We start from the raw sequence: 24,421 nt of genomic DNA on the forward strand, positions 1-24,421 counted from the left end.
CCATCATGCCACTCAGGCTGATAGAAGTCACTACGGCGCGTTGGTGGCGATTACTGTTTTAGTGAACGCTGCAGGTAGTTTCTGGCCAGTTCGACCAGGCGATCCCCTTCCTGGGCCGAGACTCCCAACCATTCCCTGGCAGGTATAGTGATTTTGTAAGCAGGGAGCGTATGCCACTGTGCAAAGTCTGATTTTGATTTACGGACAAACCGGTTGTCACCAGCAGCAATACGATCCTGTTGATAGTACGCCTGCTGACTGCGTGCTGGCATCTCAATCGTCCCGCCAAACTGGTGAATGGCGCCATAAGGTCGGTCAGTGCCGAACAGCAGCTCCTGCGCGGCGATTTGCCAACGCAAGGTATTACGCAGTGGACCATCCAGCGTGAGGATTTTGTCCTGGTTCTTGCGCTTACGCTTTTTGTACCGTGCCGATAAGGGAGCCCACGGCGTACCATCGGGAGCCGTTTGGTCACGGAACCGCTGCTGGTGAAACTCCAGCAGCTTCTCGCCCATGTCTGACAATAGTGGTGTCGGATCGCTTAATGCTGCATGAGTGGCCAGCAGAGTGGATAACGCATCTTGATAATTAAACGTCAGTGTTGCACCGGCCATCAGTTTACCTCCCGTTGATAGAGTCTCACGCCCTGGCGCAATGACTGCAGCATCGCATCAGACGTTGACACGTTACCTGCCCAACCATCACGGCCCACTTCGAACACCACCGCCACCGGTTCTGCCTGACCACTTACCTGGAAACGGGCCAGATAACGGCGACGAACGACGGCCAGTTGCACGTCGGCCAGCCAGACTATCTGCACCCAAATCTCGTCAGGGGTTTGGATTGCCTGAGCAATCAGCGGCAATGCGGTGGCTGTATCAAACGAAGCTGACTCGGCATAGTCAGCCGGGTTACCGTCATTGCCCCAAAACATGCCCAAGCCTATCGCCAGGCGCTGGCCAACAGCATCGAGAAAAGCGGCTGCACGTGTGAACGACGCCTTAAACGACCCAAGAAACTCCTCAATGGCGTTGCCCTCCCAGTCTGGCTGCGTTACCGGTTGCGGCTCTGGCAATGGGTCAGGAGGGGAAATAGGCGAAGGCGCGGTGGGTAAAGGATCTAAAGGCGGAAGATGCTCTGGGGGCAACGGGCGACCACCACGCGGTGGCGGTACCTGGCCACTAAAGTTACGGCTGCGGCCAGGCGTATGTTCAAACCCTGGATCAATGCCTTCAGGTACCAAAACAGTGCGCGGGCCACCGGGGCTGCGCTGGCCAATCGTGCGCTCAACCCATTTGATCGGCGGCGCGGTGTCCGGGCCTGACTTGCCCATGCGCCGTAGGTCATCCTCGGTACGGGCGATAACGCTACACTGGCACCCCCAGGCGTTGATCGGGAAATGAGTTACCCACCACGGGTCGTCCCACCGCAAGATCATGCCGTTCCAGGCGAGGTGCTCCTCACGGGGTTCCTCGACCACATCACTATGAACATACTCCCAATAGGGATACGTTTCGCGCATGGCCATCAGCTGCTGAAAGCGTCCGGCCATGTAGCTGCTGCGCAGATTGGTCTCATAAATCACGCGGGTACGCCACTCAAACCCGCCGTTATAGCTCCAGCCGTAACGCGCGACGATACCTGAAAAGTCTTTACGGAAATCCTGTAGCGTTCGACCTTCGGTAATTGCCCTTTCTACCGCCTTGCGCAGGTCGGCCAACAGGTCATCACGATTGGCCCCGGCCACCATAAACTCATGGTCATGGGCTGCACCGTAGACATCTGTCCAGGCGTCGGTTTTGGTATTGAGCTTGCGCTGGAAAAAGGCAATCTGCTCGCTGAATGGCAGCGAACCATAGCCAACGTTACCGGCCATTGACTGCCTCCAGTAACTCATAGCGACCCGCCAGTGCTGCTGCGGACATCGCCTGTGCCAACACCTCGGCATACCGTTCGAGCGTCATGTCCGGCACCAATTTATCCAGGCCATCCCGCAAGGCTTCTAGGGAGTCCACATTGTTGACCAGTTCCTGCAACTGCTGCATCCACCCATCGGTGACCGGAGTCAATTCACTGTTCAGACGGATGGCCATCGCAGCGGGTGCATCCTCTGGGTGGCTATGCTCGGCGAATTCGCTTGGCTTGCTGCTTGCTAGGGCTACTGGTGCCACTGGCGGTGTATCACTGGTTGGCTTTGGCTCCCAATCGCCGCCATAGGTGTCTTTCACCTCAGCCAACGTTGGGCGATAGCCGGTGGTATCAGAGACTAACTTGTCACGTTCGGCGCGGGACTTCAGGTCTTCCGGCTCATCAAAGACGCGGGATACCTGGGGAACGGCTGCACCAGGGAAATTAAGTTCAGTCAGCCAGGTGGCGGGGCCACGGTTCCAGGACTCACAAATCACATCGCCATCGGATTTTGCAATGCTGGCCAGAATACCAGCCTGCAAGGACTCATCGCCGCCGATCCCTTTTGAGGCTCCGCCAGAACTGGAGATCTGCCCGACAACCACGCGCCGGATGGCTTCATTCATCGCTTTGTACATGGATTCATAATCCGCCGCACCAGAACGTGACGCAGACAACATTTCAAGGGCCATACCTTCAGGCATGACAACACCACTGTCGGTAGATATGGCGCGGGTCAGTGCCAGCAAATCGCGTTTTTGCTCTGGTGTTGCCCCTGGTGGATGTTTACCGGCAACCGTGGGCATACCGAACTTGTCCAGGAAGATCAGCCAGAACTTGATGTCATTACGTTTGAAGAAGGTGGGCCAGTACAACCAGTGGGCCAGGCCAAGGCCATACGGTTCATCATCATGGTCGGCCCCGGTCGCGAATGACCAGAAATAAGGCGCAGGGCAAGGTTCTCCGGTGAACATGTTGCCCGGCGTCAGCAACCGCAGTTCGCCCTTGGGCGTAAAACGAAACCGTCTGCGGTCTCTAACCTTGACCTCATCGATCCATAGCAGGTTGTCGCGAGTTCCATAAATCAGCTCAGACACCGCGTAACCGTAAAACACACCGTAGTGCATGAGCCGGGTGATACGGTCAAAGCCCAGTGCATCAATCTGGCGTTGCATGGCATCTGCAGCTTCGATATCAATCGGACGATCCCCACCGGCATCCACCTTGATCTCGCGGGAGATCAGCGCATCCTGGCGCTGAGTGAACGCGGATTTGACCTCATCATCACTCAGCACTTCACGGTAGATTTTTAGGTCTGGCGCGCCCCGATTCATCAGCACACTGTCATCGGCCAAGGCCAGGGAACCGACCCAGGGGCGTGTAATATCACGGCCATCGCCAGTAGTGGCAATTTCCTGACCCAGCACAGGGCGTTTAAACGCACCTTTAAGCTTCCCCAACAGACTCATATAAACCCTCCAAAATCATTACTGCCACGCACGGTACCGAAGCCGGTCTCCGTAAATTCGCCACCGTGACTTGAGCCATAGCCTGACAACACCCGGAAGATGTCACGCGCTCCGGTAGACTGGAATTCAATCTCGACAGCCAGATTTAACGTGGCGTAGTTTCCCAGGCAACCGGCGATGGCCGAGTCACCGTGCCGCACCAGTTCAGCGTCCTTCAGGTCTTTTTTCTCCAGCTTTGACACCATCGGTATACCGTCGATGGTTTCCACCGTCCGCAAGTCCTGGGCAATGTTCTCGTCACGCGGCAGGTCAATCATGTTGTCTTCAAACAGCCCAGTGAACTTCGGCATCCACACACCGTACCATGCCCGGTTCAGGCTGATCTCAGCGATACGCGGCCTGCCATAGCGGTCTGCGGTGTACTCGGCCAACACCATGCCAGGGCCAGTCGCATCGATAGCGCCCCCAGATTGGCGCGGCAAATGGTCGATAAACCAGAACAGGATCTGTTGCTGAAGGCCGGAAGGCACGTTGTTCAACTCAAGAGCGAACGGCACCACGCGGCGTAAGTTTTGGGTGATAGCGATGGGCCAGATCACCGAGAAGTGGCGGTGTCGGGCAAAATCCATGCCGAACACATGCCGCAGCGCAGGGTCGAGTGTGGCCATGACAGGGGCAAGGTTCTCCTCAATCCAGGCATTACCCCAAGATTCGCGCTCTCCCTCGCTCATATTAATAAAGTCATCATCCAGGGCAAGACGTATGACCGGGCGCTCTTCCGGCATAGCCCGCTCGATCCACACACCAGGAATACACACCCCGTTACCATCCCGGGGGATCACGTCCAGTTCCTCACGCATTGCTGCCTTGCGCGGGCCATAGGCATTGCGGATACGGCTGTACCAAAGGGCTTTACCTTCCGCAGTAGGTGCTTCACCTTTCATGACGCACTTGCGCTCATAGAGGCCATTCTCGACAGCATCATCAAAAGACACCCGAAAGACCTTGGCATCCTCACCATAACGGCCCGCCTCAATATCATTAACCAACTGATTGAAGGCGTTCGCTTTGCCATTATGGGTAGAAATGACACGGATTTGTCCGCCCCAGATCAGCAGGGCCGTTGCAGCATCCAGTACACCCTGGACGTTGGCATGGAATGCCGCTTCATCAATGACCACCAGACCCTGCAAACCACGAATGTTGGCAGGATTGGATGACAGCGCCACGATCTGAAAGCGGGAGGAGAAGCGAATGCGGTAAGCGGCGATATGTTTGATACGGCCAGATTCGTCCTGGTCTTCGAAGAGAAACTCTTCTATCTGGCTGACGCCTTCATTCTGGGCCTCAACGATCACCCGCGCAAAATGGGCACAATAGCCGATAAATTCCAGTCCCTTTTCTTTCGTATCCCCGATGTAATAGATGTTGGTACCGCCCGCTGATTTTCGCGCAGCAGCCAACGTGGTGTCATACAACGCCTCACCAAACGTGATGCCGGTTCGGCGACCCTTGGCAGCAACAACAATAGAAGCGCGCGTTTGGCACCATTCCACCTGATGCTTCATCAACACGGTATCAATCGTGGCCGAAAAATCTTCAGGAATTTCACGTACCGAGGGCGGTAAGTCTTCCCATTCAACCACCCGTACCGTCGAGCTGATGGGTTTGACTGTAGATGAGGGTGCAGGTTGTTTGGCCATCAGCTTCTGATCCCCAAGACTTTCTCGCGCCAGAACTGGAGTTGTGAATCCGACATCCCTTGAGCGGTAGCCACTTCCTTCAGATTGGCTTCCTGCTCACGCAGCTGCTGCTCGCGGGCCTCGCGGATCACGGCTGAACGCTCTTCACGACTCAGCTTGCTCCCCTGCAGGGTGTTCTTCATGGCCATGGAGAGTTGCAGCACTTCTTCCGTGTCCGGGGTGTCACCCTGGGCCGCGAACGCTGCAGACTGCACCAGCGTCATCACCGATTGCACCAGCAGCGTACCGGCCTTGTCGTCCGGGTTCTCGCCCAGGGCGCTGACGGCCATACGGGCCGCTTGTTGTTGGCGCTGCATCTGGTTCATGAACTCTTCAAAACCACCGGCTTTCTTATAGCGCCAAAGGGTACTGGTACTGAGTTCGGCGGCGGCATCAGGGAAATGTTCACAGATGTCGGCCAGCATCTCGGCCAAGGTCATGCTGTTATCACGCATCAGCTTGTCGATATGTTCCCTGGCATCAGTGGGCAACTTGTGAATGGTGGATTTACGGCCCATCTCAACCTCCCGCGCCTGGACGCTTCACCCCAGGAACGATGGCACGGCCAGCGGCCACATCAGCGCCTCGCGCTGTCAGACGAACGACCAGTACGGTACCGATATCCTCGGTGGAAACCAGCCCTTGCTCTTCTAACCAGAGCAACTCTGATTTGACCAGGTCACGGCTGGGGTTGTGGCCGTAACGCGTCAGCCCTTCAAAAATCACCGAGCTGTTAGACGTGTAGCCTGGCATTTCAGACAAGATGCGCAAAGTCACCAGGCGCATGTCTTCACGTAAAAAATCCTGGTATTTCATTTGCCACCTCGCTGCTTCATCAAAAAATCGTCAATTCTCTCAACACGTCGCGACATTGCCCCTAACTGGATGCCGATATTATTCAGTTGGGCCTCTGTTGCGCCGAGCTGGACCATCAGTTGGGCCAACTGCTGTTGGGTTGGCATCTGTTTGACACGCTCCTCCAGGGCAATAACACGGGTGCGCAGCTCCAGAACCTCGCTGTTGGTCGCCGCCTGTCGGCTGATAACCCAGGCATAGATACCAATAGCCACGGTCAGCAGCCACTGCACGGCGCTAAAACTAAAACTCAATTCTTCCAGGTTCATGATGTCTTTTGCCTATAAAATCGACCAGCTCGACATGACGGCCAGCACAGGTTGCGTAGATGTCGTACATCCGTTTCAGCGTGACGAACGCGGCATCCGCGCTATTGTCATCAGGGAGTGGCGGCACCGGACAGGTGACCGTTAATCCCGCCGGTAACAGCAGCGGTGGCGCGGTCACGGGCGGCGGCGAGTTGCTGCATGCTGTCGTCATCAAACACGCATTTAACACGGTCAGCAGCCGTTTTTTTGAGTGCATTCTTGATATCCCTCGTGGTCTGTTCATCGCGCTGTTCCTGCTCTGCGATGCGTTCAGATAGGCTGCGGTCTGCCTGTCTGACCCGTTCTGCTGCAAGATCCGCCGCCTTAGTGAATGAATTTAGTGCCTGTTTGCTGTCAGATAACTGGTTTTCCAGGCATTCCAGCTTGGCGTCACTCAGCCCTTCCTGGTAGCCATATTCCCGCGCAAATTCGACAGTGATGAAAAGCAGCGCAAACAGAACCGCTGCGATCAGTACGATGTACTTAACTTTCATGGCATACCCCCAGTCCCCATCCAGCATCGACATAGAGAGGTTGCCAGCGTTGGATAATCCGCTGCGGATAACCCCGGTTCTCTCGCCAGTTCGCTGCCGTTCGCCCGGCATTGACGGTCTCGACGTGCCCCCAGTAACGGGAGTGGTCGAGTCCCTTGGTCGAAGCCAGCTTGCGATCACGTTGCACCCAGCCCAGACCACCGTTGTAGGCAGACAGCACAAAGGCCCAGCGGTCACAATCACTGGCGGTACCCAGGATGCGATCCCAGTGCCACAGGTTGTAACTGACTAATGCCCGCATGGCCCATGACGGGTTGTACGGTTGGTTAGCCCCTAAAGATTTGGGGTAAACACCCGCAATCCAGTCACTGGTGGCAGGCATGAACTGCGCCAGGCCCAGCGCACCAACCGGCGAGCGAGCTGTCGCTTTCCATGTGGATTCCTGGTGAATTTGCGCAGCGAACAACGCTACCGGCGCGTCAAGCCCCCAGATGGCTCGGGCATTGCGCGTCAGTTCGCGTTGATACTGCTGCGCCTCCAGTGGGATACCTGCGGCTTTTGCCTGGGAAAAGAACCCGCCGCACCAGAGCAGCCAGGCTAATACCACCAGTTGCCCCAATCTCATCCAGAACGATAGCCGGATCGGTTTGCCATGCAGAATGGCGTAACCGACAAGCGACATCGCAGTCAGAACCATCCAGGTGATTTGCGGCCAATGCATAGTTAGAGCCCCATTGTTACGCCAATGACCACCGCCAATACGATGATGGCGCGGCGAAGCAGAACGGCAGCAAAGACCAGTTGGTAACCCGCGACAATCGGATATTCAACATCCTGAGTTCCCATGAATGGCGGTGTGGTTTTCCAGTCTTGAGAGAGGTAGCTGCCTGGGCTGGCATAGGGAAACAGGCCGCGATCAAGGTGATAACCCAGCACAACGGCAATCGAGACCAGGGCCAGCTTGTAAACCGTGACGCCGATCTGTGCCGGTGACAGAAACGCGATCAGCACCAGCAACAGAACGGCGGCAATGAGCCAGCTCAACAGGCGTTGGCGGCGGAAATTACGGTATTTATTCAAGAACGACATGGTGACTTCCTTAGTTGATGGTCAACAGAGGAATTCATTGTGCCGAGTGGTTTAGGGATTGTGATTTATACGCGGATAAAAGAGTGATAGAGAGGCGAAGCGTACAAGGGGATGGCCAACTAGCATGCGACAGCAAACCTGCTGGCGTCAATACGAGGATAAGAAAATGAAATCTAATGAGCAATCAAATACCAAGATAAAGTCTTTGCTGTCTTATGGTTATGACACTCCAAATAGTGCCAAAATTGAAGAGGCGAAAAAAAACTGCTAGCCGTTATCCAACAAGCATCAAGGACAAGATGAAGGTTTAATCCTTTCCAGCAGCACCGCGGAAAACCTCAGTCCAGAACTTTACTCTTGCTTTTTGAGCATCAACGATAAACCGATATTTTTCTTTAGATTCCTCATCTTGCTTTAATGAATCTAAAACGTGTGTTGACAGCATGTCCGCTACAATTTCATCCCATTTGTTCAGCCTCTCTTCAGCCGATACATTGGCAAATAATGACATGATAACCATATCATCTATGCCAACAATGGCCTCAAGCTTGGCGACACGGATTTGAAGGTCATTATTTGCAGATATCATGGTATTTAAAGAGTCAATAATTTCCTGTTGGACATCAGTAATCATACTGTCTATGCCTTATATTTATGTCTAAGAATCACTAAATAGCCCGTTTCTATCCCCGGATAGAATACCCCTCGCCATAACTCACGCAGTCTACCCCCGTAGCAAGAAAGAGCGACCCGCCCAGTGCGCTAACACCGGGCAGGCCGTCACACACAGAGATTGCCTGTGAGCAACCGAAGGCTCAGTCCGTCTCGCGAGACAGATCCAGCCTACTGCATTTTCATCATATGAAAAAGGCTTACAGTTCATGAAATCGACACCGATCATACCTTGGATAGGTGGCAAGCGCCGTTTGGCTAAAAAGCTCCTCCCACAATTCCCTGAACACACCTGCTACGTTGAGCCGTTCTGCGGCGCAGCGGCACTGTATTTCCTCAAAACCCCGAGCAAGGTTGAGGTGATCAACGACATCAACGGCGAGCTGGTGAACCTGTATCGGGTTATCCAGCACCACCTGGAAGCATTCATTCAGCAGTTCAAATGGGCGCTGGTCAGCAGGCAGATGTTTGAATGGCTGCAGATCACCCCAGAGGTGACATTGACCGACATTCAGCGAGCAGCCAGGTTCTATTATCTGCAGAAGCAGGCGTTCGGCGGCAAGTTAGAGGGGCAGACCTTTGGCACGGCAACGACATCACCGCCAAGGTTCAACCTGCTGCGTATCGAAGAGGACTTATCACAGGCACATATGCGTCTTGCCAGGACGTTCATTGAGCATATGGACTGGGCAAAGTGTATTGAGAAATATGACCGGCCCCACACGCTAATCTACTGCGACCCACCGTACTGGCAAACTGAGGGCTACGGAGTAGAGTTTGGGTTTGAGAACTACTCACGTATGGCCGAATTGGCAAGATCGATAGAGGGAAAAATGCTGATCTCGGTAAACGATATCCCCGAAATGCGTCACGTTTTTGCTGGGCTATCGATGGATACCGTGGATGTTCACTACACACTCAGGGGAGCCGGAAGAGATTCCGGCAGGCAACAAGAGCTTGTGATCAGAAATTGGTAGTTATTGGGTGGTCTCGCTGACCACCTAATCAAGCCCAGCAAATGATGGGGTTCTAACTCGCTCAACCTCATTGGTTGTTGTATTGATAATGCAACTTGCTGATGCCCCAACCAGCGCCCCATACTTGTTTTGTATGCGGAGTGTGAGGGGAGTCCATTCATACAATATTTTATCTCCGTATCTCTGGCCATCAATATCAGCTATGTCGATATTGTCAGGGTTTGCAGAGTCCATCTTGATCATCATTTTGCATAATTCAAGCGGTTCACGACTGGAACTTCCCGAACCGAAAATCCCCAAAAGTACAAAAAAACAGATAAAGATGCCGCCAAAAACCAATATTACCCCAAGACAACCTTTAAGATTTCCAACCGGCTGTTGTAATTTCACACCACAATGTGGGCAATATTTTGCCTTGTCTGAAATCTCGCGACCACATTCCTTGCAATCAACTAATGCCATGATCCTTCCTTAATATTTGGGAGATATACTGACCTATACAAGATAAAACTCATTTAAATATCTTTGAAATTAGCATGATAGTAAATGCGCATATAGTAGTTAAGACTAGCCCCGCAGTACGTAAAAATTCTGGCCCAACCCAATTAAGAACCAAGCCAAGAATCATAAAACCTGCAAGCACTTTCGCAATTCTAAGTGCCGAATTCCTTTTTTGATGCTGCTTCTTTGCAAGCTCTTGCCGAATCCTCTCCTGCTCAAACTGCGCTTCACAGTGTCTGCAGTACACTCTACCTGCTGTCAAATAGCGTTGTTCACAGCATGGACACGGTTCAGGACCTCGGTACTCATGATAATCGTTGCCCGCGATACGGTTACTATCCCCGCTGACATTGAATTTAGGCATTCATGACCCTCACACGACAACTAGTTATTTTTCATTGTAATCTCTGCCCGCAACCCGGTTTTTATTCCCCGAGATTATTATTTTACTACTGTTGGCTGTACCGGCTTGCAAGGCAGCAAGAGCGGCTGCTTTTACTGCTAAAGGAGCGGCGCGAAAGCTTCCCAGTAGCTCCTGTTCATCTGATGACAACTCTGGGATGTTGCCATCTCCAGTCAATAGCCAAGTTGGTTCAATATTAAACTCAGACAACAGGCGAAGTATAACCAACGCATCTGGTGCTCGCTCTCCAGACTCATAGCGAGATACGCTTTTACGTTCAATTCCTAATCGTTTCGCGAACTCTGTTTGAGACAAATTCCCCCTCACAGAGCGCACTCGTAATCCAATAGCTGCAAGATCTAAACTTTTCATTTGAACCCAATAGGTCTATTGACTATGTACCCAATCGGTCTCATAATCTATCACATAAATTACACATTTCTTCGGAGAAATGGAGCCATGCAAGTGAAGACCCCAGACCAAGTCAAACAACACTTCCGTCAAAATGGATGGACATTCAATCAATGGGCCATAGAAAACGGTTATAGCCCAACCGATGTTTACCGCGTTCTTAATGGCTTGACCAAAGCCAAATACGGCAAAGGTCACGAAATCGCCGTCAAGCTTGGGTTGAAACAGCCCGTGCAAGTTATTTGAGTTTTATAACACCGTTTTCAACAGTGTAACAGTGTTACGCATAGTAAAAAAAGGAGCTGACAACGATGGCAAAAACATCAGGAACTTCTTCATCAGCATCAAGAACCTTGAAAGTACTAAAAGCACTGAAGGGTCACACCATGACTGGCCTATCCAACGGTGAACTCGCCAAAACGTTGGACGTCTCCCCAGCCAATATCAGTCGCGACCTGGCCACATTGGTAGCTGAGGGGCTAGCCATACAACTTGATAATGGTCGATACGCACATAGCGTACAGATGCTGCAGATCGCCACGGCTCATGCCGAACATATAGCCCGCATGCAATCGCGGATGGAAGAAATCACACAGCGCATTACCGCTGGCTCTCGGTAAGGATAAGACTCATGGCACGTAAACCAACACCAACCTCTGAAATATTATCGGACACTCCGCTCAATCCAGACCTAGAAGCAACACAGAACCTAATTGCGACAGTAAATAGCCAGTTTACTGATGAAAGAGACCTTGTGAACCAGCTGCTGGGGCAGGTTCAAATGGCTAGGTCTTTTTCAAAATTTGCCGACGTCGTCAGTTTAGGCAAGCTTAAACACATCAAAGAAAGTAAAATTTATCAGTCACTTAAAGGTAAGAAAGGTATTGACTTTGACGGTAATGAAATTGCCGACGTCGGCACTTGGGATGGTTTTTGCCAAGCGCTCGGACTATCACGTTCAAAAGTAGATGAAGATCTCACCAATTTAACAGCGTTCGGTGAAGACGCCTTAAAACAACTGTCCGCTGTTGGCGCTGGTTACCGCGAACTGCGCCAATTCCGTCGCCTGCCGGAAGACCAGAAAAGCGCCCTGATCGAAGTGGCCAAAGAAGGTGACAAAAACGCTTTGCTGGAACTGGCCGAAGAGATGATCGCCAAACACGCCAAAGAGAAAGAAAACCTGGCTACTGACCTGGAGATCAGCCGTCAAACCCTGGCCGAAAACAAAAAGAAACTGAGCAAGGTTCAGGATGAAAAGTCCGACCTGGAAGAAAAGCTCCTCCGCCGCGTCAAGCGTGAAACCCCAGAGACTGTTGGTGCTGAACTGACCCAGGAGGTCAATATTCTGCAGCATGCCGTGTTGGCTGACCTCACCAATCTGGAAAGCGGCTTTACCAGCCTTGTGGACCATACCGAAAGCTCCGGCATCGCTCACGCCGGTTTTATGGCCGGGATGCTGGATGATATTGAAAACCAGATCACTGCGCTGCGCCAGCAGTTCAATCTGCCTGAGCACAAGCCGTTTGATCCACGCCCTGACTGGGTGAAGAACGGCCTGGCGAGTGAGGAGGCTGACAATGCCTAGTACGACCATCGTTGATAGCGTGGAGACGCTGAACGCTGCGCTGCTATGGCATGTACCCGATATGCAGCATGGTTTCACCATCTGCACCTATCACGGTGAGATCACTATCCGGGCGGAAGATGCCCAGCCTTTTGCTGCAGCTCTGGAAAGCCTGCTGCTGCAGAAAATCAATCAAATCCAGAAGGGGCAAGCGTCATGAATTCAAACAATAAAGTTGACCAGTTGCTACAGGAATCAACCCGTGCCAACGGCAAGCGCCTGCTGTCACGGGATGAGGCGGTGAGTTTGGCTGCGGTGGTCATCACACCAAAGCGCACCCCGGCAGAACAAGCGCAACGTGACCAATTCCTGGCAGCGGTGAAAGAGGCCAAGAACTGGAGCACCATGCTCACTTTTTACACTGAGCACGAAAACTGGTCTGAGGTTGAATTCCTGCTGGGGTTGTCTGACCGCGTTTGCGAAAAGCTGCAGGAAGCCTTCGCGCACACGAACCAGATAAACGGACATTAACCATGAGCCCAGCCCTTATCCAACGTTTAGTCGCCCTTGCAGACGCTGTCAGCGCGGCAGGTCATGGGGGCAAAGAAGCTATCTATCAGTCGGCCTGTAAGGAGTTGCAGATGTCCCGTTCAACGCTGCTGAAAAAGCTGAAGTCTGTACAGCCTGCAACCTCACGCAAAAAGCGTTCTGATGCAGGCAAGACGGCGCTGACTCGTGAAGAGGCGCTGGTGATATCCGGTGTTTGGCTTGAGTCTCGCCGTAACAATGACAAACGCTTGTATAGCCTGGAGAACGTGATCAACCACCTGCGTACCAACGGTATGATTGTCGCTGGCCGCATTGATGAAGAGACAGGGGAATTTATGCCTTTGTCAGTTGATGCCATCAGCAAAGCCCTGAAGGGCTACCGCTTGCACTATGATCAGTTGCAGAATCCGGCACCTGCGCTGGAGTTGGCCAGCCTGCATCCTAACCACGTCTGGCAGGTCGATGCCTCGCTGTGTGTGTTGTATTACCTCAAGAATCCCAACAAAAAGACCAAGGGGGATACTGGATTGCGGGTCATGGACAGGGAGGAGTACAACAAAAACAAACCCAAGAATCTGGATCGTGTTGTCAATGACCGCGTGTGGTCATTTGAATTGATTGACCACACCACTAACTGGATTTATGTCGAGTACCACTTCGGTGGCGAAAGCGCCGAGAACTTTTTGACGGTGATGATCAACGCCATGCAAGAGCGTGGTGGTGCTGACGTTCTCCACGGTGTACCTAAAATTCTGTATACCGACCCTGGCTCTGCGCTGGTCTCTGCCAGCCTGATCAATATGTGCCAGACGCTGGGAATTCAGTGCATTCAGCACAAGGCCCGCAATGCTCGCGCCACTGGGGCAGTCGAAAAGGCGCGTGACATTATCGAGTGTGATTTTGAAGCGGGTTTGCGGTTCGTCCGAGTCGATAACATAGATCAACTCAACAGCTTCGCCCGTTTGTGGCGCATGAACTACAACCGCACCAAGGTTCACAGCCGCTATGGCATGCCCCGTACCGATGCCTGGCTGAAGATTTCTGCCGAGCAGTTGGTGAAAGCGCCGCCTGTTGAGGTCTTCCAGGAGTTGGCCATCAGCGCCCCGAAAGAATGCAAGGTTACCGCCCAGTTGCGTGTCAATTTCCGGGCCAAATCTTTCTGCGTCAAAGATATCCCCGGTGCCTGTGTTGGCGACCTGCTGAACGTGAGTCGCAACCCTTGGCACGAGGATGAGGCTCGAGTGGTTATGACTGGCGAGGATGGTTTTGCGACCTATTACCCCATTTATGCCATTGCCAAAGACGACTGGGGCTACTCCGTTAACGCCTCTGTTATCGGCCAAGAGTATGGCCAGATACAGGACACCGACGCCCAGCGCAACCGCACCGAGGTTGAGCAACTTGTTTACGGCACCAACAGCCAGGAAGAGACCGACGCGGCCCGCAAGGCCAAAGCGCTGCCATTCGGTGGCCGGTTCAACCCCTACATGGAGATGGAGCAGGCCCAGCACCCTGAATACCTGCCAAAACGTGGCCAGGAAACTCAAGTACGCGCTCCACGTATGGAAGAACGCCCACTAACGCATGTTGAAGCCGCCAAACAGCTGCGTGAGCGGTTTACCGCTCAGGGGCTGGAGTGGCACAAACAGTATTACAGCCAGATCGTTGAACGGTTCCCTGACGGTGTTCCTGCTGAGGAACTAGAGACACTGGCCAGCGACCTGCAGGCAAAGCAACAGCGCGGTGGTTTTCGCGTCGTCAACGGTCAGTAAGGGGGGAGCATGCTGGTACTCAAGAGTTTAATGCAGGCCCACGGTATTGAGCAGAGCGCCATCGCGGCAGTCGCGCGGGTGTCTCAGCCAACGATATCTCAACTGGTTAATCATGCCGTCTGGCCTAAGCGTCGCACGGCGGAAATCCGCCAGTCTATCAGTGATTATTTAACAGGACGCGGCATAGATGCAGTGGCCGCTTTTGAAGTGGTGCGGGCAGCGGAGACCACCCGCACCGATGTCTCGCAACAGGCAAATGAAGAAGGAGACGACAATATGTTACTCGCAAAACAGGTGTTACTACCAGCGACCAAAAAGCATTTTGGTTTATTCCGCGACCCGTTCGCCGATGATGCCCTGCAGAGTGCCGATGATGTGTTTACCACACCAGACATTCGTTATGTGCGTGAAGCCTTATTGCAGACCGCCAAGCATGGCGGGTTTGTGGCGATAATTGGCGAGTCAGGTTCGGGCAAATCCACCCTGCGCCGCGACCTGATTGACCGTATCAACAGCGAACGAGCGCCAGTAGTGGTGATTGAACCGCACATTATTGCCATGGAGGACAATGACAAAAAAGGGAAAACCCTGAAAGCGGCATCCATTGCCGAAGCCATCATTAATACCCTGGCCCCGCTGGAAGGCATCAAACAAAGCCAGGAGGCACGGTACCGCCAGCTACACCGGGTACTCAAAGACAGCAGCAACGCCGGGTATAGCCACGTTCTGATCATCGAAGAGGCCCACTCCCTGCCGCTGCCCACGTTGAAGCACCTGAAACGCTTCTACGAACTGGAGAACGGCTTCAAAAAACTGCTCAGTATTGTGTTGATTGGCCAGCCAGAACTGGCTGACAAGCTGTCTGAACGTAGCATGGAAGTGCGCGAGGTCGTCCAGCGGTGCGAGGTCGTCAACTTACCGCCGCTGGGTATGCATCTGGAGGCGTTTTTGAAGTTCAAGTTTGAGCGCCTGGGCAAGCCGCTTGCCGACGTTCTCGACGCCAGCGCTATCGATGCCATCAAGGCCAGATTGAGCCACGATCTGGGTGGTAAAAGAGGGGTGATCAGCCTGCTGTATCCGCTGGCCATCAGTAATCTGACCATCGCAGCAATGAACCTGGCGGAAAAACTCGGTGTGCCGGTGGTCAATGCTGACGTTATTAAGGGGCTGTAGATGAAATACATCATGCTGCGCGTAGATAAGCCGATGGCCAGGGAAATACCGATTATTTTCCCTGATAACCTGGTACATGCGGATGTCGTCAATGCGATGCGGATGCTGGTTGCGTACCCAGGAATAGCGGATGCAACAGTCGTCTCTGCTGGGTATTGCAATCTCAACCTCAGCACTGAATGTTACGGCAAATCAGAGACCCTGGGTATTAGCTCTCGTGAGTCGGATGACAGCATTGTTATTAATACCTATGACTATACACACGGCCTTTTATTTACGGATTAATGGAGGCGTTTCGCTATGAATATGAGTCAAAACCTCACGGTCAATATTAATAGCATGTCAATTCAGATGGCGTTAGGTAGTGCAAGCCATGCTCTGACGGCAATGACCGCCATCGGGTTTACGGTTATCAGGATTGATATCGTTCAGCACAGCCGCCCAACGTTGGTTGTCCAGGCTGACAGTAATACGCTGCAATTGGTTAAAGACGGTAAGGCTGTGCTCTACTGTCATGGTTCTGATGACAACGGCCCTTTTAAAAAGTATCAGTGCCAAATGGGTAATTGTCGGATTGTTTGGGAGGAGCGGTAATGACTGAAAAAGTGAAAGTCAGCATCAGCGCTAATCAGCATATCCATTTAGATAAAACCGTCGAGATGGATAAGGCCGACTTTGAAAAATATCAGCGCATCTGTGCAGAAGGTATCGATCTGGATAGCCTTATCGGTGAAATAACCTGTAAATATGGTCTTGGTGTTCAAGATTGCTGCTATGAAAACGACCCAGAAGACATCACGTTCGAGTTAGTACCACAAACCAAGTAACTCATAATTAGAAGGTAAGCAAAATGGCTAAAGGTAAAAAGCGGCTTAAAGCTGCGGCGGCTCTGTACGTCGCTCAATCGAAAACTGAGGTAATCGATGGTATTAAAACCCTCGGTGACTTACAGCGTCAATTAACCCGCACCGAAACAGAAATGAATGATCAGATTGCGGCGGTCACGCAATATCACTCGCCCGAGATGGAGAGGCTGAAGGCTGAAATCGCCAGCTTCCAAACGGGTCTCCAGACTTGGTGTGAGGCGAACCGCAAGGAACTGACCCAGGACGGCAAAACCAAGACCGTAAACCTGACAACGGGTGAGATCGTTTGGCGCAATCGACCACCGAGCTGCACCATTAAAGGAGTTGAATCCGTCATGGAGGCGCTGAAGAAATTAAAACTTATTCGTTTTATTCGCTCTAAGGATGAAATTAATAAGGAAGCAATTTTAAATGAACCAGACGCGGTAAAAAACATTCCAGGCATCACGATTAATCGCGACCTGGAAGATTTTGCCATCATTCCATTTGAGCAGGAGAGCAGCGAATGAGCCTTTCTTGCAAAAGCTGTAAAAAAGAAGTCGATGATCTCGACTTTGAGCAGGCAAACATCATGCAAGGTAGCGACGATGTCTGGTGTGTTGATGTAATCCTGAAATGCCCGCATTGCGGGCAATCCTATAACACCTTTGTACCCACTGGTGACCTGGTGGCTATCGAACCTCAAGCGTAATTTAATCATGGCGCAAACCTGCTTTGTATGATTTGCGCCAAATCCAGTTTATTCGAATTGGAGTCATATCATGAATGTTTCACGCAGAGCTACATGGAGTAGCATCCTCATATTCTGTCTTTTATTTTGGTCATTACTTATTGCAGAGGTGCTTTATGGTTAATGAAATTAAAACAATTGAAATCAGCAGCACTGATAACGAGGTGGATCATGAATAACGAAAAGTACCTTGCTAAAATTAAAAAACTGCTGAATTTAGCCAGGCGCAGCACCAATCAGAACGAGGCGGCTAATGCCATTAGTCAGGCTCAAAACCTGATGCGGGCGCATAACCTGACTGAAACCGATGTTGATTTAATGGATATCGATGAATTCAGCAGCCAGGGTGCACCGACGAATGCGGTAAAAATCCCCGGCTATGCCGCCTCCTTGGCCAATATGATTTGCAGTGCGTTTGGCGTGCGCTGTTATCACACCTATAACGTCTCGCGCCGGGTGGTTGTTTTCTATGGCCCGAATGAACGCCCGCAAATAGCGGCATACGGTTTTGATGTGCTTTCCCGACAGTTAATGAAAGCCCGTAGCGAGTTCAGTGCCTCACAGCGCAAAAGCATCAAACGCAGCACCAAGATCAACCGTGCTGACCAGTTCTGCGAAGGTTGGGTGCTGGGTGCGCAACGGGTTATTGAAAATTTCATTGTCAGCGAGCCTGAAACAACGTTGATGACAGCCTATTACAACCGGCTAAAGAGCGAGTTTGAGCATAAAACCCTTGACCCCAGAACGGCAAAAAAATGTCGAGGGGATGATATTGCCAAATCTGCCGGGTACCAGGCTGGCCAGGAAGCTAAGTTGCACCATGCCGTTGATGGTTCTCAGCAAGAATATGCACAGATCGGGAGGCAATAAGTCATGAGATTCAAATTTAATCCACTAACATTTGAGCAGAAACTCGCCCTTCGTAGATCTGCAGAGGATTCTCTTAATGCAATGAATCCTCTCTGGGGGGAATTTCGTAAGGCAGCTACTGCACCAGCCATCATTTCATTGTTGGATTCGCTAGATGAGCAGGCACAAGAGCTGCATAAGGCAAAAATGGCTTTGGCCGATGCTGGTTGCGTGCTTGTCGAATGGAAGCAGCGCACAGAAGCAGCAGAGCAACTTTCTCAACAACTGCGACTGACCATCGACTCAATTCAGAGCCCAATAGCTCATGGCCAGGAACGTATTACAGAACTGGAGGGATTAGCTACCGATTTAGCAGCGAAATTACAAAAAACTCAGGACTCGCTGAAGTATGCATTGCTTATGCTCAGTGAAACCAAAATGTGTAACACAGAACCTGGTCAGAACCCCGCCATCGCTGCTGTTGTTGATGAACGTTTACGGCAAGTTAACGTTAAAGGCTGGACTCCAGAGCACGACGACGAGCATGTTAACGACGAAATAGCCGCGTTTGCTGCACTTTACGCCATGCCTGAAGCCTGTCGAGATTGGTCAGCGGAAGAAACAGGCTACGGCGAAAATTGGGCGGAAGCGATCTGCCCGAACGGCTGGGCTGCAAAATTTGGCGACCGCCGTCGTGAACTGGTTAAAGCAGGTGCGCTTATCCTTGCCGAAATTGAACGTTTAGACCGTGTAAGCAATGAAAAAGGTGAAAATCATGAGTAAGGTCACTTTTGTTGTCGATTTTCCCGATGGGCAAACTCCAACTGTTAGTGCTGGCATGGAAATTTTAGGCGGTCGTCTATGTTCGGTTGCCTGGTCAGATGCTACAACCGCCACAGCTATCGAATGGAACATTAATGATATTGAACCACCAATGCTCACTCGATTGCTCGTTACCACTATTGACGGGTATGTCGATGTTGATACCTGCTCATCTATTAGCGGCTGGTATCACAATGAAGAGGATGTGATTGCCTGGTCACACTTACCAGAACCCTATACTGCCCCTGATGGCGGGGAGGACTCATGAACCGGGCTAAAACCATCCAGTTGATACATATTGCCCGAAACAAACTGGAAGTATCCGACGATGCCTACCGCGTGATGCTGCAGAACCTGACCGGCAAAGACTCATGCAGCAAGATGGATGATAGGCAACTGGCCAACGTTCTCGCCCACCTGCGTGGTCGCGGGTTCAAGATTTCAGGTAAGTCTCGGGAAGTACCTATGGCTGACTTCCCTATGGGCCGCAAAATCTGGGTGCTGTGGCAAGATTTGGCTAAGGCTGGACTCGTAAGGGATAAGTCGCAGAAAGCCCTTGATGCCTGGCTGCTGCGGGAGACTGGCGTGGCTCAGTTAGTCTGGCTGCAAAAAGAGCCAGACAAGGCCCACCAGGCTATTGAGAAGCTTAAGCAGTGGTTGAGCCGTAAGTAGGCGAGGTCAGTATGAAGAGCGAGATGGAAGAAAAACGGCATTGGTTACTTACAGAACTGGCAGAGTATGTAACACTGGTCGCTCAGGAACACGGCCTGCCTACTGACTCTGCCGATCAGTTAGGCACTAATGTAGCTAATTTCATCTGTGAACATTTCGCCGGTCAATTGATTACATTTCCGCAGGACTATTTCTTCAAGTTGTCGGCGCGAGATCTTCAGATTTACGAGGATTGGCGCAAGAGGATGCCCTGGCAACAATTGGTCATCACATACGGCATGACAGAGGGTGGACTGCGTAAGGTGATCAAGCGTGTGGAAAAACGGATTCTGAAACGTTCACAGCCTGGCCTTGAGCTGTTCCCTGACGATGAGTAAAATTGAGGGCGGAATGAAATTTTTCCGCCCTTGGTTCTCTTTCAGTATGTGAAATACAATTACAATCTCCATTACGTTATTTCTCACTATTTGCCCGTATTTTTCGATTTATCTCGCTCCACCTACTCCATTTATCTCACTCCCTATCACCGTGGCGTACAGATTTCCCCAACCTTCGCCCAGCGGTTGGTTCAACGAAAGCGTAAACAGGCTGCGTTGGCGGCCATAGAGATCGCTTTGTTGATTGCGCAGGGCCAGATCGCGTAACTGTACTGCGTCGTTCAGGTTCAGATAGCCGTCGGTCGAAAAACGGTAAGCTGCCACGGACAGGCTGGTTTGGGTGGCGGGATACAGCTGGCTGAAACCAATACGATAGCTTTGCCCCGAGCGTGAAGGTTGGTTGGGCAAGCGGGTTCTCGCCTCGGTGACATCTAATGACAGTGCACCGATGGGCGTGTTCATGGCTCCTCCTACCAAGGCCGAAACGTATCCCTCGCTGGCAATGGCACCCGCGTAGCCAGTAATAAGATTACTCAGGCCCAACTGATAGGTCAGGCTGCCAAAGGCGGGCTTGTTCTCAAGCCCCGAACTATTAACCTTACCTGCTGCCAGTTCGTAGCGGCTGATGCCAGGCCGCAACATTTGCGCCACCGACGCATAAGGGACCGTAAAGGATCGGACTTGCCCATCAGCTTCTTCCACTCGCACGATCAATTCGCCACCATAGCTGGTGGGATAAAGATCGCCGATCTCAAATGGCCCTGGCGAAACCGTGGCGGTATAGAGGGTAAAACCATTTTGGGTGATGACCACTCTGGCATTGCTGTTGGCGACGCCGCGTACCACGGGAGCATAGCCACGCAGAGAATCCGGCAGCATGCGGTCATCGGAATAAAGCCGTAGCCCACGGAAACGCACGCCGTCAAACAGCTCGCCACTGGTGAAGGCATCGCCGAGGATCAGTTGGGAACGCAGCATGGTGATATCGCGGCCAATATAGGTCGAGGTACTTTTGTAATCCCCGCCATTTCCTTGCGAAGACCAGTTGATCGTACCGCTATTTCTTGCGCGCCAAGGGCCGACATTCAGGCCGTTACGCAGCCCGAGATAGCCATAGGTCTGACTATTATCCTGCTGTTTTGACTGATAAACGTTGGCATTGTAGTTGACGATCAGGGCGGTCAGGCCGTCTTCCCACAGTTTGGGATTGGCATAGCCACGCGGAACACGATTGATCAGTAATTGTGGGATCGACAAGGTCAGCTTTTGCTCTCCACCGTCAACGCTGGCGCTGGCTCCCGGCAACAGCTCGCTGAGCGAACCACAATAGCCTTCCTGTTCTAGCTGCTCCAAGTGCACCGCTGGGGTGAGCGCCAAGAGCTTATCTTCGCTCAAGTTGAGCTGTGCAAAGAAGCTGCCCGGATAGCAGGGCGTCGTCTTGCTGGTGCTGTCTGGCAGCAGTTTGAATTGGATCTTCTCGCTGCCGATTAACCGGGTATTGAGTTCGATCGAAATAGTGTAGATCCCAGGGATCATGACGTTGCTATGGCTAAATTGGGCGGGATCGAATTTCCCAACCTTACCGCCAGGGAAAAAACTGGGATCGAAGGTCACTTCTTCTGGACCTTCCGCTGCATAAGAAGAAGTGGCCGAAACCATGGCACAGTAAAGCAACCAGTTCAGCGCTGTGTTGTTACGTCTAGTCATAGCATCCTTGACGACTCAGATAATCCATCTTCCTGGAAATAGGGGCTGCGCTAACGGCTTAGCGGGTAAGTTTTTTCGATAAATGCGCCATAGTCATTAATCGCATTGGTCACCACGCTATTGGGCGATCCTTTAACCGTTTTATTACTGCGTTTTAGCTGGAAGGTTTGCTCAGAGAAGGGGGCAATCATGCCGCCATCGCTGCCCGCCACGCTGGCCTCCCCACGGCCTGGCAACAGTACCGAGGCGTAACTGATGTGGTATGGCGTCGGGTTTTTGCCGATTAATTTTTCCCCTTGCAGCTGCCAGCTCACCTGCTCCATGCTTTTCTCCGACAATCCTGGCAACGTTGCGGGGCGGTAAAACACCTTCAGGCGGTTGCGATAGGCAATGGAGATATAATTTTTTTCCGTTTTCGACTGGGGGGGAACTTCAAGCACGTTGATCCAATACAGAGTCTCACGATCGGTCGCGTGGTTAGCCATGGGGGTAGCGCTAATACGTAGGGTCTGTGCTTTGGTAGGTTCAATACGTGCGACTGGCGGCATAATCATAAAAGGCACGTCGCTATCTTCGGGGGCCGCATCGGCATTGCCTGCATCCATCCAGGATTGAACTAACAGCGGCAGACTGCTTTTATTTTGCAGCTTCAACGTCACTTCTTTGGCATCGCTTGGGTAGATAACACGAGTACCAGAAATAACGATGCTGGCATACGCAGATGAAGCAAAAAAAACGGCTGCGAGTGCCGATAATAGCAACCCATATTTTTTAGTGAAGGGCATAACAATCTCGTCAGTATCGCCATCGAAAAATGGCCCTGACGATCACAGGGCCAGAGAATTACCGCTAGAATTTATTGATAAACAATATTGTATTTAACGGTGGAAGCTACTTTACCTGCAGTTGCCGGAGCACCTACTGCAATATACTGACCGATATACTCATATACGGCGGTATTATTGGCGATGGTTTTTGGTGCGTGATTATTATTGCCTGAAAGAAGGTTGATTGCATTGTTGGTATCGCCGTTCAGAATCTGGATTTGAACGTTACTTGCAGGGTTGTTAGCCGCAGTATTTTTCAGCCAGCCGGTAACACTATCGATCGCTGGGCTGGTTGGGTCGAAACTAACGGAAGCAACTTTACCATTGGTACAGTTCAGATCATTTGGGCCACCCAACGTAATGTTGAAGTTTTTCGGTTTTGCCGTGGCACCCGCATTGCTTAAATCACTGACGTTGGCAGTGTCTAAAATGACGTCAACATCAATAGCGCCATTTGGAGTTTCACCGTTAATCAAGCAGGTTTGGTCGATAATCTCACCGGTGAAGTTGATGTTGCCGCCCGCTACGGTTGCGGCGGAAGCCGCAGTTGAAGCCAAGCCGCTCAGAGCCAGGGAGAGTGCCAGTACTAATGTGTTTTTTTTCATCTCAAATATATCCTTGTTAACTAAATTATAAATAACCCTGGCCTATAACGAAGCATAAGCACAGAGCCGTCATTTCACTATGACTGTGAAAATACTGCTCCCTGGCTGGTAAGAATAACAAGATGTTGGGTTATGTCGTTTTTATATACAGCGGCGTAATAGAGGCACCACGCAAAGTATAACCTTTGCCCCGCGATGCCTTGATAAAATCATTGGCAAGTCCAATCTTTTCCAGCCTGGACTTAAGTTCGGAAATAACCTGCATTAATCTGGTGGTTGACGAGGACAGATTATGATTTTCCCAAACTTGTACTAACAACTCTTGGTTGGAAACATAGCCGACGCTGGCATGTGCCAATAGATAGTTCAATAATCTCAGCATGGTTTCACGCAGTTTGAGATAGTTGGTGAATTCACCGTTGGGTTGATGGCTGCATTCGATAGTGTTATAGAGCTTGATGACTGAGCTCGACTTGATATCTACCTGATACTGGTCATCGATAATATAGCCAAACAGTGATAGGTTTTTCTCACCCACATTGATGATCCGCGTTGCCGCATATTTGACTTTTCTCTTGCTATCCATCACCAACTCCGTCGCATCCACTGCTGAAACTGTCCAAATATATTTCACATATCGGAACCGCTACCACCAAATATGAGTTTTAGACATATTATTATCTGAGGAATTAATGTCAATTCAGAAAACTAAAAAAATACGCAATCAAAAAAGAATTAAAATCTATATAAATATTATTTCATGGGTTTTTATTTTGTATTTATCCTGTTTTAGTGGTTGTTTTAAACTTAAACTCCATTACTGTAGTGATGCTAACTCATAAGCATAAAACTCTTTTTTTTAGCGTTAATTATGGTGTCATGTGTTGGTTTTATCTCTGAGCCATCACATTGGTGAAATTAAAGTTCAATAATTGGCTGTTTTACTATCCTCATAATTCGGACTATTCCCAGTGCATGGTTCTAGTGTTTTATAGTCGTATTCTCATTGCACTAGGATTTATCTTGTTGGTGTTACATGTAAGTAGATATTAAATATCTTTATTTTTATTTTCACTAAG

The 24,421-nt window shown here is 51.2% G+C and carries 35 protein-coding genes; 18 read left to right on the forward strand and 17 right to left on the reverse strand.

Annotated elements, in window-relative coordinates; translation table 11 throughout:
* Positions 1-50: 50 nt before the first annotated feature.
* The 11 genes from U869_RS0114970 to U869_RS0115020 form a co-directional block, all read right to left on the reverse strand.
* A complete protein-coding gene (locus U869_RS0114970) occupies positions 51-614 on the reverse strand; it encodes a phage virion morphogenesis protein (RefSeq protein WP_025121739.1) in 564 nt (187 codons plus the stop codon).
* On the reverse strand, positions 614-1,876 hold the full coding sequence (locus tag U869_RS0114975) for a PBECR2 nuclease fold domain-containing protein (protein ID WP_025121740.1): 1,263 nt from the start codon (positions 1,874-1,876) through the stop codon (positions 614-616). Before U869_RS0114975 ends, U869_RS0114970 begins: the two co-directional genes overlap by 1 nt.
* Positions 1,866-3,377 (reverse strand): DUF935 domain-containing protein, encoded by a 1,512-nt coding sequence (locus tag U869_RS0114980; protein ID WP_025121741.1) that lies wholly within the window; start codon positions 3,375-3,377, stop codon positions 1,866-1,868. Before U869_RS0114980 ends, U869_RS0114975 begins: the two co-directional genes overlap by 11 nt.
* Complete coding sequence (locus U869_RS0114985; RefSeq protein WP_025121742.1) at positions 3,374-5,080, reverse strand: hypothetical protein; 1,707 nt, start codon at positions 5,078-5,080, stop codon at positions 3,374-3,376. Before U869_RS0114985 ends, U869_RS0114980 begins: the two co-directional genes overlap by 4 nt.
* Positions 5,080-5,637 carry a phage protein Gp27 family protein gene (locus tag U869_RS0114990; RefSeq protein WP_025121743.1) on the reverse strand — a complete coding sequence of 186 codons (558 nt, stop codon included), beginning with the start codon at positions 5,635-5,637 and terminating at the stop codon, positions 5,080-5,082. The genes U869_RS0114985 and U869_RS0114990 overlap by 1 nt, the downstream gene beginning before the upstream one ends.
* Before the next feature lies 1 nt (position 5,638).
* Positions 5,639-5,935 carry a hypothetical protein gene (locus U869_RS0114995; RefSeq protein WP_025121744.1) on the reverse strand — a complete coding sequence of 99 codons (297 nt, stop codon included), beginning with the start codon at positions 5,933-5,935 and terminating at the stop codon, positions 5,639-5,641.
* Complete coding sequence (locus U869_RS0115000; protein ID WP_025121745.1) at positions 5,932-6,243, reverse strand: DUF2730 family protein; 312 nt, start codon at positions 6,241-6,243, stop codon at positions 5,932-5,934. The genes U869_RS0114995 and U869_RS0115000 overlap by 4 nt, the downstream gene beginning before the upstream one ends.
* A gap of 110 nt (positions 6,244-6,353) precedes the next feature.
* Positions 6,354-6,776: a hypothetical protein gene (locus U869_RS0115005; RefSeq protein WP_025121746.1), complete on the reverse strand. Its 423-nt coding sequence runs from the start codon at positions 6,774-6,776 to the stop codon at positions 6,354-6,356.
* Positions 6,766-7,497, reverse strand: a complete 732-nt coding sequence (locus tag U869_RS0115010) for a transglycosylase SLT domain-containing protein (protein WP_025121747.1) — start codon at positions 7,495-7,497, stop codon at positions 6,766-6,768. The genes U869_RS0115005 and U869_RS0115010 overlap by 11 nt, the downstream gene beginning before the upstream one ends.
* Before the next feature lie 2 nt (positions 7,498-7,499).
* The gene (locus tag U869_RS0115015; RefSeq protein ID WP_025121748.1) at positions 7,500-7,865 is read right to left on the reverse strand and encodes a putative holin; all 366 of its coding nucleotides are present in this window, start codon (positions 7,863-7,865) and stop codon (positions 7,500-7,502) included.
* 307 nt (positions 7,866-8,172) lie between these two features.
* Complete coding sequence (locus tag U869_RS0115020; protein ID WP_025121749.1) at positions 8,173-8,499, reverse strand: hypothetical protein; 327 nt, start codon at positions 8,497-8,499, stop codon at positions 8,173-8,175.
* Positions 8,500-8,746: 247 nt separating this feature from the next.
* On the opposite strand from U869_RS0115020, the gene U869_RS0115025 reads away from it, so the two are divergent.
* A complete protein-coding gene (locus U869_RS0115025; protein WP_025121750.1) occupies positions 8,747-9,514 on the forward strand; it encodes a DNA adenine methylase in 768 nt (255 codons plus the stop codon).
* Positions 9,515-9,538: 24 nt separating this feature from the next.
* Here the strand turns inward: U869_RS0115025 and U869_RS30045 are convergent, their stop codons facing one another.
* Both U869_RS30045 and U869_RS30685 read right to left on the reverse strand, forming a co-directional pair.
* Positions 9,539-9,976 carry a zinc-ribbon domain-containing protein gene (locus U869_RS30045; protein ID WP_025121751.1) on the reverse strand — a complete coding sequence of 146 codons (438 nt, stop codon included), beginning with the start codon at positions 9,974-9,976 and terminating at the stop codon, positions 9,539-9,541.
* A 427-nt stretch (positions 9,977-10,403) separates the two neighbouring features.
* The gene (locus U869_RS30685; RefSeq protein WP_071998242.1) at positions 10,404-10,790 is read right to left on the reverse strand and encodes a helix-turn-helix domain-containing protein; all 387 of its coding nucleotides are present in this window, start codon (positions 10,788-10,790) and stop codon (positions 10,404-10,406) included.
* 87 nt (positions 10,791-10,877) lie between these two features.
* On the opposite strand from U869_RS30685, the gene U869_RS0115040 reads away from it, so the two are divergent.
* The 17 genes from U869_RS0115040 (at position 10,878) to U869_RS0115120 (ending at position 20,203) form a co-directional block, all read left to right on the forward strand.
* The gene (locus U869_RS0115040) at positions 10,878-11,075 is read left to right on the forward strand and encodes a DNA-binding protein (RefSeq protein ID WP_025121752.1); all 198 of its coding nucleotides are present in this window, start codon (positions 10,878-10,880) and stop codon (positions 11,073-11,075) included.
* Between the two features lie 65 nt (positions 11,076-11,140).
* Positions 11,141-11,449 (forward strand): helix-turn-helix domain-containing protein, encoded by a 309-nt coding sequence (locus tag U869_RS0115045; RefSeq protein WP_025121753.1) that lies wholly within the window; start codon positions 11,141-11,143, stop codon positions 11,447-11,449.
* Positions 11,450-11,460: 11 nt separating this feature from the next.
* Positions 11,461-12,414 carry a hypothetical protein gene (locus U869_RS0115050; RefSeq protein WP_025121754.1) on the forward strand — a complete coding sequence of 318 codons (954 nt, stop codon included), beginning with the start codon at positions 11,461-11,463 and terminating at the stop codon, positions 12,412-12,414.
* Positions 12,407-12,613: a hypothetical protein gene (locus U869_RS0115055; RefSeq protein WP_025121755.1), complete on the forward strand. Its 207-nt coding sequence runs from the start codon at positions 12,407-12,409 to the stop codon at positions 12,611-12,613. The genes U869_RS0115050 and U869_RS0115055 overlap by 8 nt, the downstream gene beginning before the upstream one ends.
* Positions 12,610-12,924 carry a hypothetical protein gene (locus tag U869_RS0115060; protein WP_025121756.1) on the forward strand — a complete coding sequence of 105 codons (315 nt, stop codon included), beginning with the start codon at positions 12,610-12,612 and terminating at the stop codon, positions 12,922-12,924. Before U869_RS0115055 ends, U869_RS0115060 begins: the two co-directional genes overlap by 4 nt.
* Before the next feature lie 2 nt (positions 12,925-12,926).
* Entirely contained in the window at positions 12,927-14,714 is a 1,788-nt protein-coding gene (locus tag U869_RS0115065; RefSeq protein ID WP_025121757.1) for a DDE-type integrase/transposase/recombinase, read from the forward strand.
* A 9-nt stretch (positions 14,715-14,723) separates the two neighbouring features.
* Positions 14,724-15,887 carry an ExeA family protein gene (locus U869_RS0115070; protein WP_025121758.1) on the forward strand — a complete coding sequence of 388 codons (1,164 nt, stop codon included), beginning with the start codon at positions 14,724-14,726 and terminating at the stop codon, positions 15,885-15,887.
* The gene (locus U869_RS29430; RefSeq protein ID WP_025121759.1) at positions 15,888-16,172 is read left to right on the forward strand and encodes a hypothetical protein; all 285 of its coding nucleotides are present in this window, start codon (positions 15,888-15,890) and stop codon (positions 16,170-16,172) included.
* A gap of 15 nt (positions 16,173-16,187) precedes the next feature.
* On the forward strand, positions 16,188-16,481 hold the full coding sequence (locus U869_RS0115080) for a hypothetical protein (RefSeq protein WP_025121760.1): 294 nt from the start codon (positions 16,188-16,190) through the stop codon (positions 16,479-16,481).
* Complete coding sequence (locus U869_RS0115085; RefSeq protein WP_025121761.1) at positions 16,481-16,714, forward strand: hypothetical protein; 234 nt, start codon at positions 16,481-16,483, stop codon at positions 16,712-16,714. The genes U869_RS0115080 and U869_RS0115085 overlap by 1 nt, the downstream gene beginning before the upstream one ends.
* Before the next feature lie 23 nt (positions 16,715-16,737).
* Complete coding sequence (locus U869_RS0115090; RefSeq protein WP_025121762.1) at positions 16,738-17,262, forward strand: host-nuclease inhibitor Gam family protein; 525 nt, start codon at positions 16,738-16,740, stop codon at positions 17,260-17,262.
* Complete coding sequence (locus tag U869_RS0115095; RefSeq protein WP_025121763.1) at positions 17,259-17,444, forward strand: hypothetical protein; 186 nt, start codon at positions 17,259-17,261, stop codon at positions 17,442-17,444. Before U869_RS0115090 ends, U869_RS0115095 begins: the two co-directional genes overlap by 4 nt.
* 126 nt (positions 17,445-17,570) lie before the next feature.
* Complete coding sequence (locus U869_RS0115100; RefSeq protein WP_369795075.1) at positions 17,571-18,353, forward strand: DUF2786 domain-containing protein; 783 nt, start codon at positions 17,571-17,573, stop codon at positions 18,351-18,353.
* A 3-nt stretch (positions 18,354-18,356) separates the two neighbouring features.
* The gene (locus U869_RS32400) at positions 18,357-19,115 is read left to right on the forward strand and encodes a hypothetical protein (protein WP_025121765.1); all 759 of its coding nucleotides are present in this window, start codon (positions 18,357-18,359) and stop codon (positions 19,113-19,115) included.
* Positions 19,108-19,422, forward strand: a complete 315-nt coding sequence (locus U869_RS0115110) for a hypothetical protein (RefSeq protein WP_025121766.1) — start codon at positions 19,108-19,110, stop codon at positions 19,420-19,422. The genes U869_RS32400 and U869_RS0115110 overlap by 8 nt, the downstream gene beginning before the upstream one ends.
* Positions 19,419-19,826: a gp16 family protein gene (locus U869_RS0115115; protein WP_025121767.1), complete on the forward strand. Its 408-nt coding sequence runs from the start codon at positions 19,419-19,421 to the stop codon at positions 19,824-19,826. Before U869_RS0115110 ends, U869_RS0115115 begins: the two co-directional genes overlap by 4 nt.
* A gap of 11 nt (positions 19,827-19,837) precedes the next feature.
* Entirely contained in the window at positions 19,838-20,203 is a 366-nt protein-coding gene (locus U869_RS0115120) for a Mor transcription activator family protein (RefSeq protein ID WP_025121768.1), read from the forward strand.
* Positions 20,204-20,311: 108 nt separating this feature from the next.
* Here the strand turns inward: U869_RS0115120 and U869_RS0115125 are convergent, their stop codons facing one another.
* From U869_RS0115125 to U869_RS29440, 4 genes are all read right to left on the reverse strand, one after another.
* Complete coding sequence (locus U869_RS0115125) at positions 20,312-21,910, reverse strand: fimbria/pilus outer membrane usher protein (RefSeq protein WP_025121769.1); 1,599 nt, start codon at positions 21,908-21,910, stop codon at positions 20,312-20,314.
* A 50-nt stretch (positions 21,911-21,960) separates the two neighbouring features.
* The gene (locus tag U869_RS0115130; RefSeq protein WP_025121770.1) at positions 21,961-22,695 is read right to left on the reverse strand and encodes a molecular chaperone; all 735 of its coding nucleotides are present in this window, start codon (positions 22,693-22,695) and stop codon (positions 21,961-21,963) included.
* A 71-nt stretch (positions 22,696-22,766) separates the two neighbouring features.
* Positions 22,767-23,342 carry a fimbrial protein gene (locus tag U869_RS0115135; RefSeq protein WP_025121771.1) on the reverse strand — a complete coding sequence of 192 codons (576 nt, stop codon included), beginning with the start codon at positions 23,340-23,342 and terminating at the stop codon, positions 22,767-22,769.
* Between the two features lie 130 nt (positions 23,343-23,472).
* Positions 23,473-23,976 (reverse strand): helix-turn-helix domain-containing protein, encoded by a 504-nt coding sequence (locus tag U869_RS29440; protein WP_157834736.1) that lies wholly within the window; start codon positions 23,974-23,976, stop codon positions 23,473-23,475.
* Positions 23,977-24,421 lie beyond the last annotated feature (445 nt).

Origin of the sequence: Serratia sp. H1w, assembly GCF_000633355.1 — a bacterium.
Classification (GTDB): domain Bacteria; phylum Pseudomonadota; class Gammaproteobacteria; order Enterobacterales; family Enterobacteriaceae; genus Chania.

What these genes read in the sequence shown, in the direction of transcription:
- U869_RS30045 (WP_025121751.1), bottom strand. Translation starts at nt 9,976, where the DNA reads ATGGCATTAGTTGATTGCAAGGAATGTGGTCGCGAGATTTCAGACAAG.
- U869_RS0114970 (WP_025121739.1), bottom strand. Translation starts at nt 614, where the DNA reads ATGGCCGGTGCAACACTGACGTTTAATTATCAAGATGCGTTATCCACT.
- U869_RS0115000 (WP_025121745.1), bottom strand. Translation starts at nt 6,243, where the DNA reads ATGAACCTGGAAGAATTGAGTTTTAGTTTTAGCGCCGTGCAGTGGCTG.
- U869_RS0115080 (WP_025121760.1), top strand. Translation starts at nt 16,188, where the DNA reads ATGAATATGAGTCAAAACCTCACGGTCAATATTAATAGCATGTCAATT.
- U869_RS0115130 (WP_025121770.1), bottom strand. Translation starts at nt 22,695, where the DNA reads ATGCCCTTCACTAAAAAATATGGGTTGCTATTATCGGCACTCGCAGCC.
- U869_RS0115115 (WP_025121767.1), top strand. Translation starts at nt 19,419, where the DNA reads ATGAACCGGGCTAAAACCATCCAGTTGATACATATTGCCCGAAACAAA.
- U869_RS0115060 (WP_025121756.1), top strand. Translation starts at nt 12,610, where the DNA reads ATGAATTCAAACAATAAAGTTGACCAGTTGCTACAGGAATCAACCCGT.
- U869_RS0115005 (WP_025121746.1), bottom strand. Translation starts at nt 6,776, where the DNA reads ATGAAAGTTAAGTACATCGTACTGATCGCAGCGGTTCTGTTTGCGCTG.
- U869_RS0114985 (WP_025121742.1), bottom strand. Translation starts at nt 5,080, where the DNA reads ATGGCCAAACAACCTGCACCCTCATCTACAGTCAAACCCATCAGCTCG.
- U869_RS0115050 (WP_025121754.1), top strand. Translation starts at nt 11,461, where the DNA reads ATGGCACGTAAACCAACACCAACCTCTGAAATATTATCGGACACTCCG.
- U869_RS0115070 (WP_025121758.1), top strand. Translation starts at nt 14,724, where the DNA reads ATGCTGGTACTCAAGAGTTTAATGCAGGCCCACGGTATTGAGCAGAGC.
- U869_RS0115055 (WP_025121755.1), top strand. Translation starts at nt 12,407, where the DNA reads ATGCCTAGTACGACCATCGTTGATAGCGTGGAGACGCTGAACGCTGCG.
- U869_RS0115015 (WP_025121748.1), bottom strand. Translation starts at nt 7,865, where the DNA reads ATGTCGTTCTTGAATAAATACCGTAATTTCCGCCGCCAACGCCTGTTG.
- U869_RS30685 (WP_071998242.1), bottom strand. Translation starts at nt 10,790, where the DNA reads ATGAAAAGTTTAGATCTTGCAGCTATTGGATTACGAGTGCGCTCTGTG.
- U869_RS0115040 (WP_025121752.1), top strand. Translation starts at nt 10,878, where the DNA reads ATGCAAGTGAAGACCCCAGACCAAGTCAAACAACACTTCCGTCAAAAT.
- U869_RS0115090 (WP_025121762.1), top strand. Translation starts at nt 16,738, where the DNA reads ATGGCTAAAGGTAAAAAGCGGCTTAAAGCTGCGGCGGCTCTGTACGTC.
- U869_RS0115095 (WP_025121763.1), top strand. Translation starts at nt 17,259, where the DNA reads ATGAGCCTTTCTTGCAAAAGCTGTAAAAAAGAAGTCGATGATCTCGAC.
- U869_RS0115045 (WP_025121753.1), top strand. Translation starts at nt 11,141, where the DNA reads ATGGCAAAAACATCAGGAACTTCTTCATCAGCATCAAGAACCTTGAAA.
- U869_RS0115065 (WP_025121757.1), top strand. Translation starts at nt 12,927, where the DNA reads ATGAGCCCAGCCCTTATCCAACGTTTAGTCGCCCTTGCAGACGCTGTC.
- U869_RS0115110 (WP_025121766.1), top strand. Translation starts at nt 19,108, where the DNA reads ATGAGTAAGGTCACTTTTGTTGTCGATTTTCCCGATGGGCAAACTCCA.
- U869_RS0115125 (WP_025121769.1), bottom strand. Translation starts at nt 21,910, where the DNA reads ATGACTAGACGTAACAACACAGCGCTGAACTGGTTGCTTTACTGTGCC.
- U869_RS0114995 (WP_025121744.1), bottom strand. Translation starts at nt 5,935, where the DNA reads ATGAAATACCAGGATTTTTTACGTGAAGACATGCGCCTGGTGACTTTG.
- U869_RS0115135 (WP_025121771.1), bottom strand. Translation starts at nt 23,342, where the DNA reads ATGAAAAAAAACACATTAGTACTGGCACTCTCCCTGGCTCTGAGCGGC.
- U869_RS0115010 (WP_025121747.1), bottom strand. Translation starts at nt 7,497, where the DNA reads ATGCATTGGCCGCAAATCACCTGGATGGTTCTGACTGCGATGTCGCTT.
- U869_RS32400 (WP_025121765.1), top strand. Translation starts at nt 18,357, where the DNA reads ATGAGATTCAAATTTAATCCACTAACATTTGAGCAGAAACTCGCCCTT.
- U869_RS0115020 (WP_025121749.1), bottom strand. Translation starts at nt 8,499, where the DNA reads ATGATTACTGATGTCCAACAGGAAATTATTGACTCTTTAAATACCATG.
- U869_RS0114975 (WP_025121740.1), bottom strand. Translation starts at nt 1,876, where the DNA reads ATGGCCGGTAACGTTGGCTATGGTTCGCTGCCATTCAGCGAGCAGATT.
- U869_RS0114990 (WP_025121743.1), bottom strand. Translation starts at nt 5,637, where the DNA reads ATGGGCCGTAAATCCACCATTCACAAGTTGCCCACTGATGCCAGGGAA.
- U869_RS0114980 (WP_025121741.1), bottom strand. Translation starts at nt 3,377, where the DNA reads ATGAGTCTGTTGGGGAAGCTTAAAGGTGCGTTTAAACGCCCTGTGCTG.
- U869_RS0115025 (WP_025121750.1), top strand. Translation starts at nt 8,747, where the DNA reads ATGAAATCGACACCGATCATACCTTGGATAGGTGGCAAGCGCCGTTTG.
- U869_RS29430 (WP_025121759.1), top strand. Translation starts at nt 15,888, where the DNA reads ATGAAATACATCATGCTGCGCGTAGATAAGCCGATGGCCAGGGAAATA.
- U869_RS0115085 (WP_025121761.1), top strand. Translation starts at nt 16,481, where the DNA reads ATGACTGAAAAAGTGAAAGTCAGCATCAGCGCTAATCAGCATATCCAT.
- U869_RS0115120 (WP_025121768.1), top strand. Translation starts at nt 19,838, where the DNA reads ATGAAGAGCGAGATGGAAGAAAAACGGCATTGGTTACTTACAGAACTG.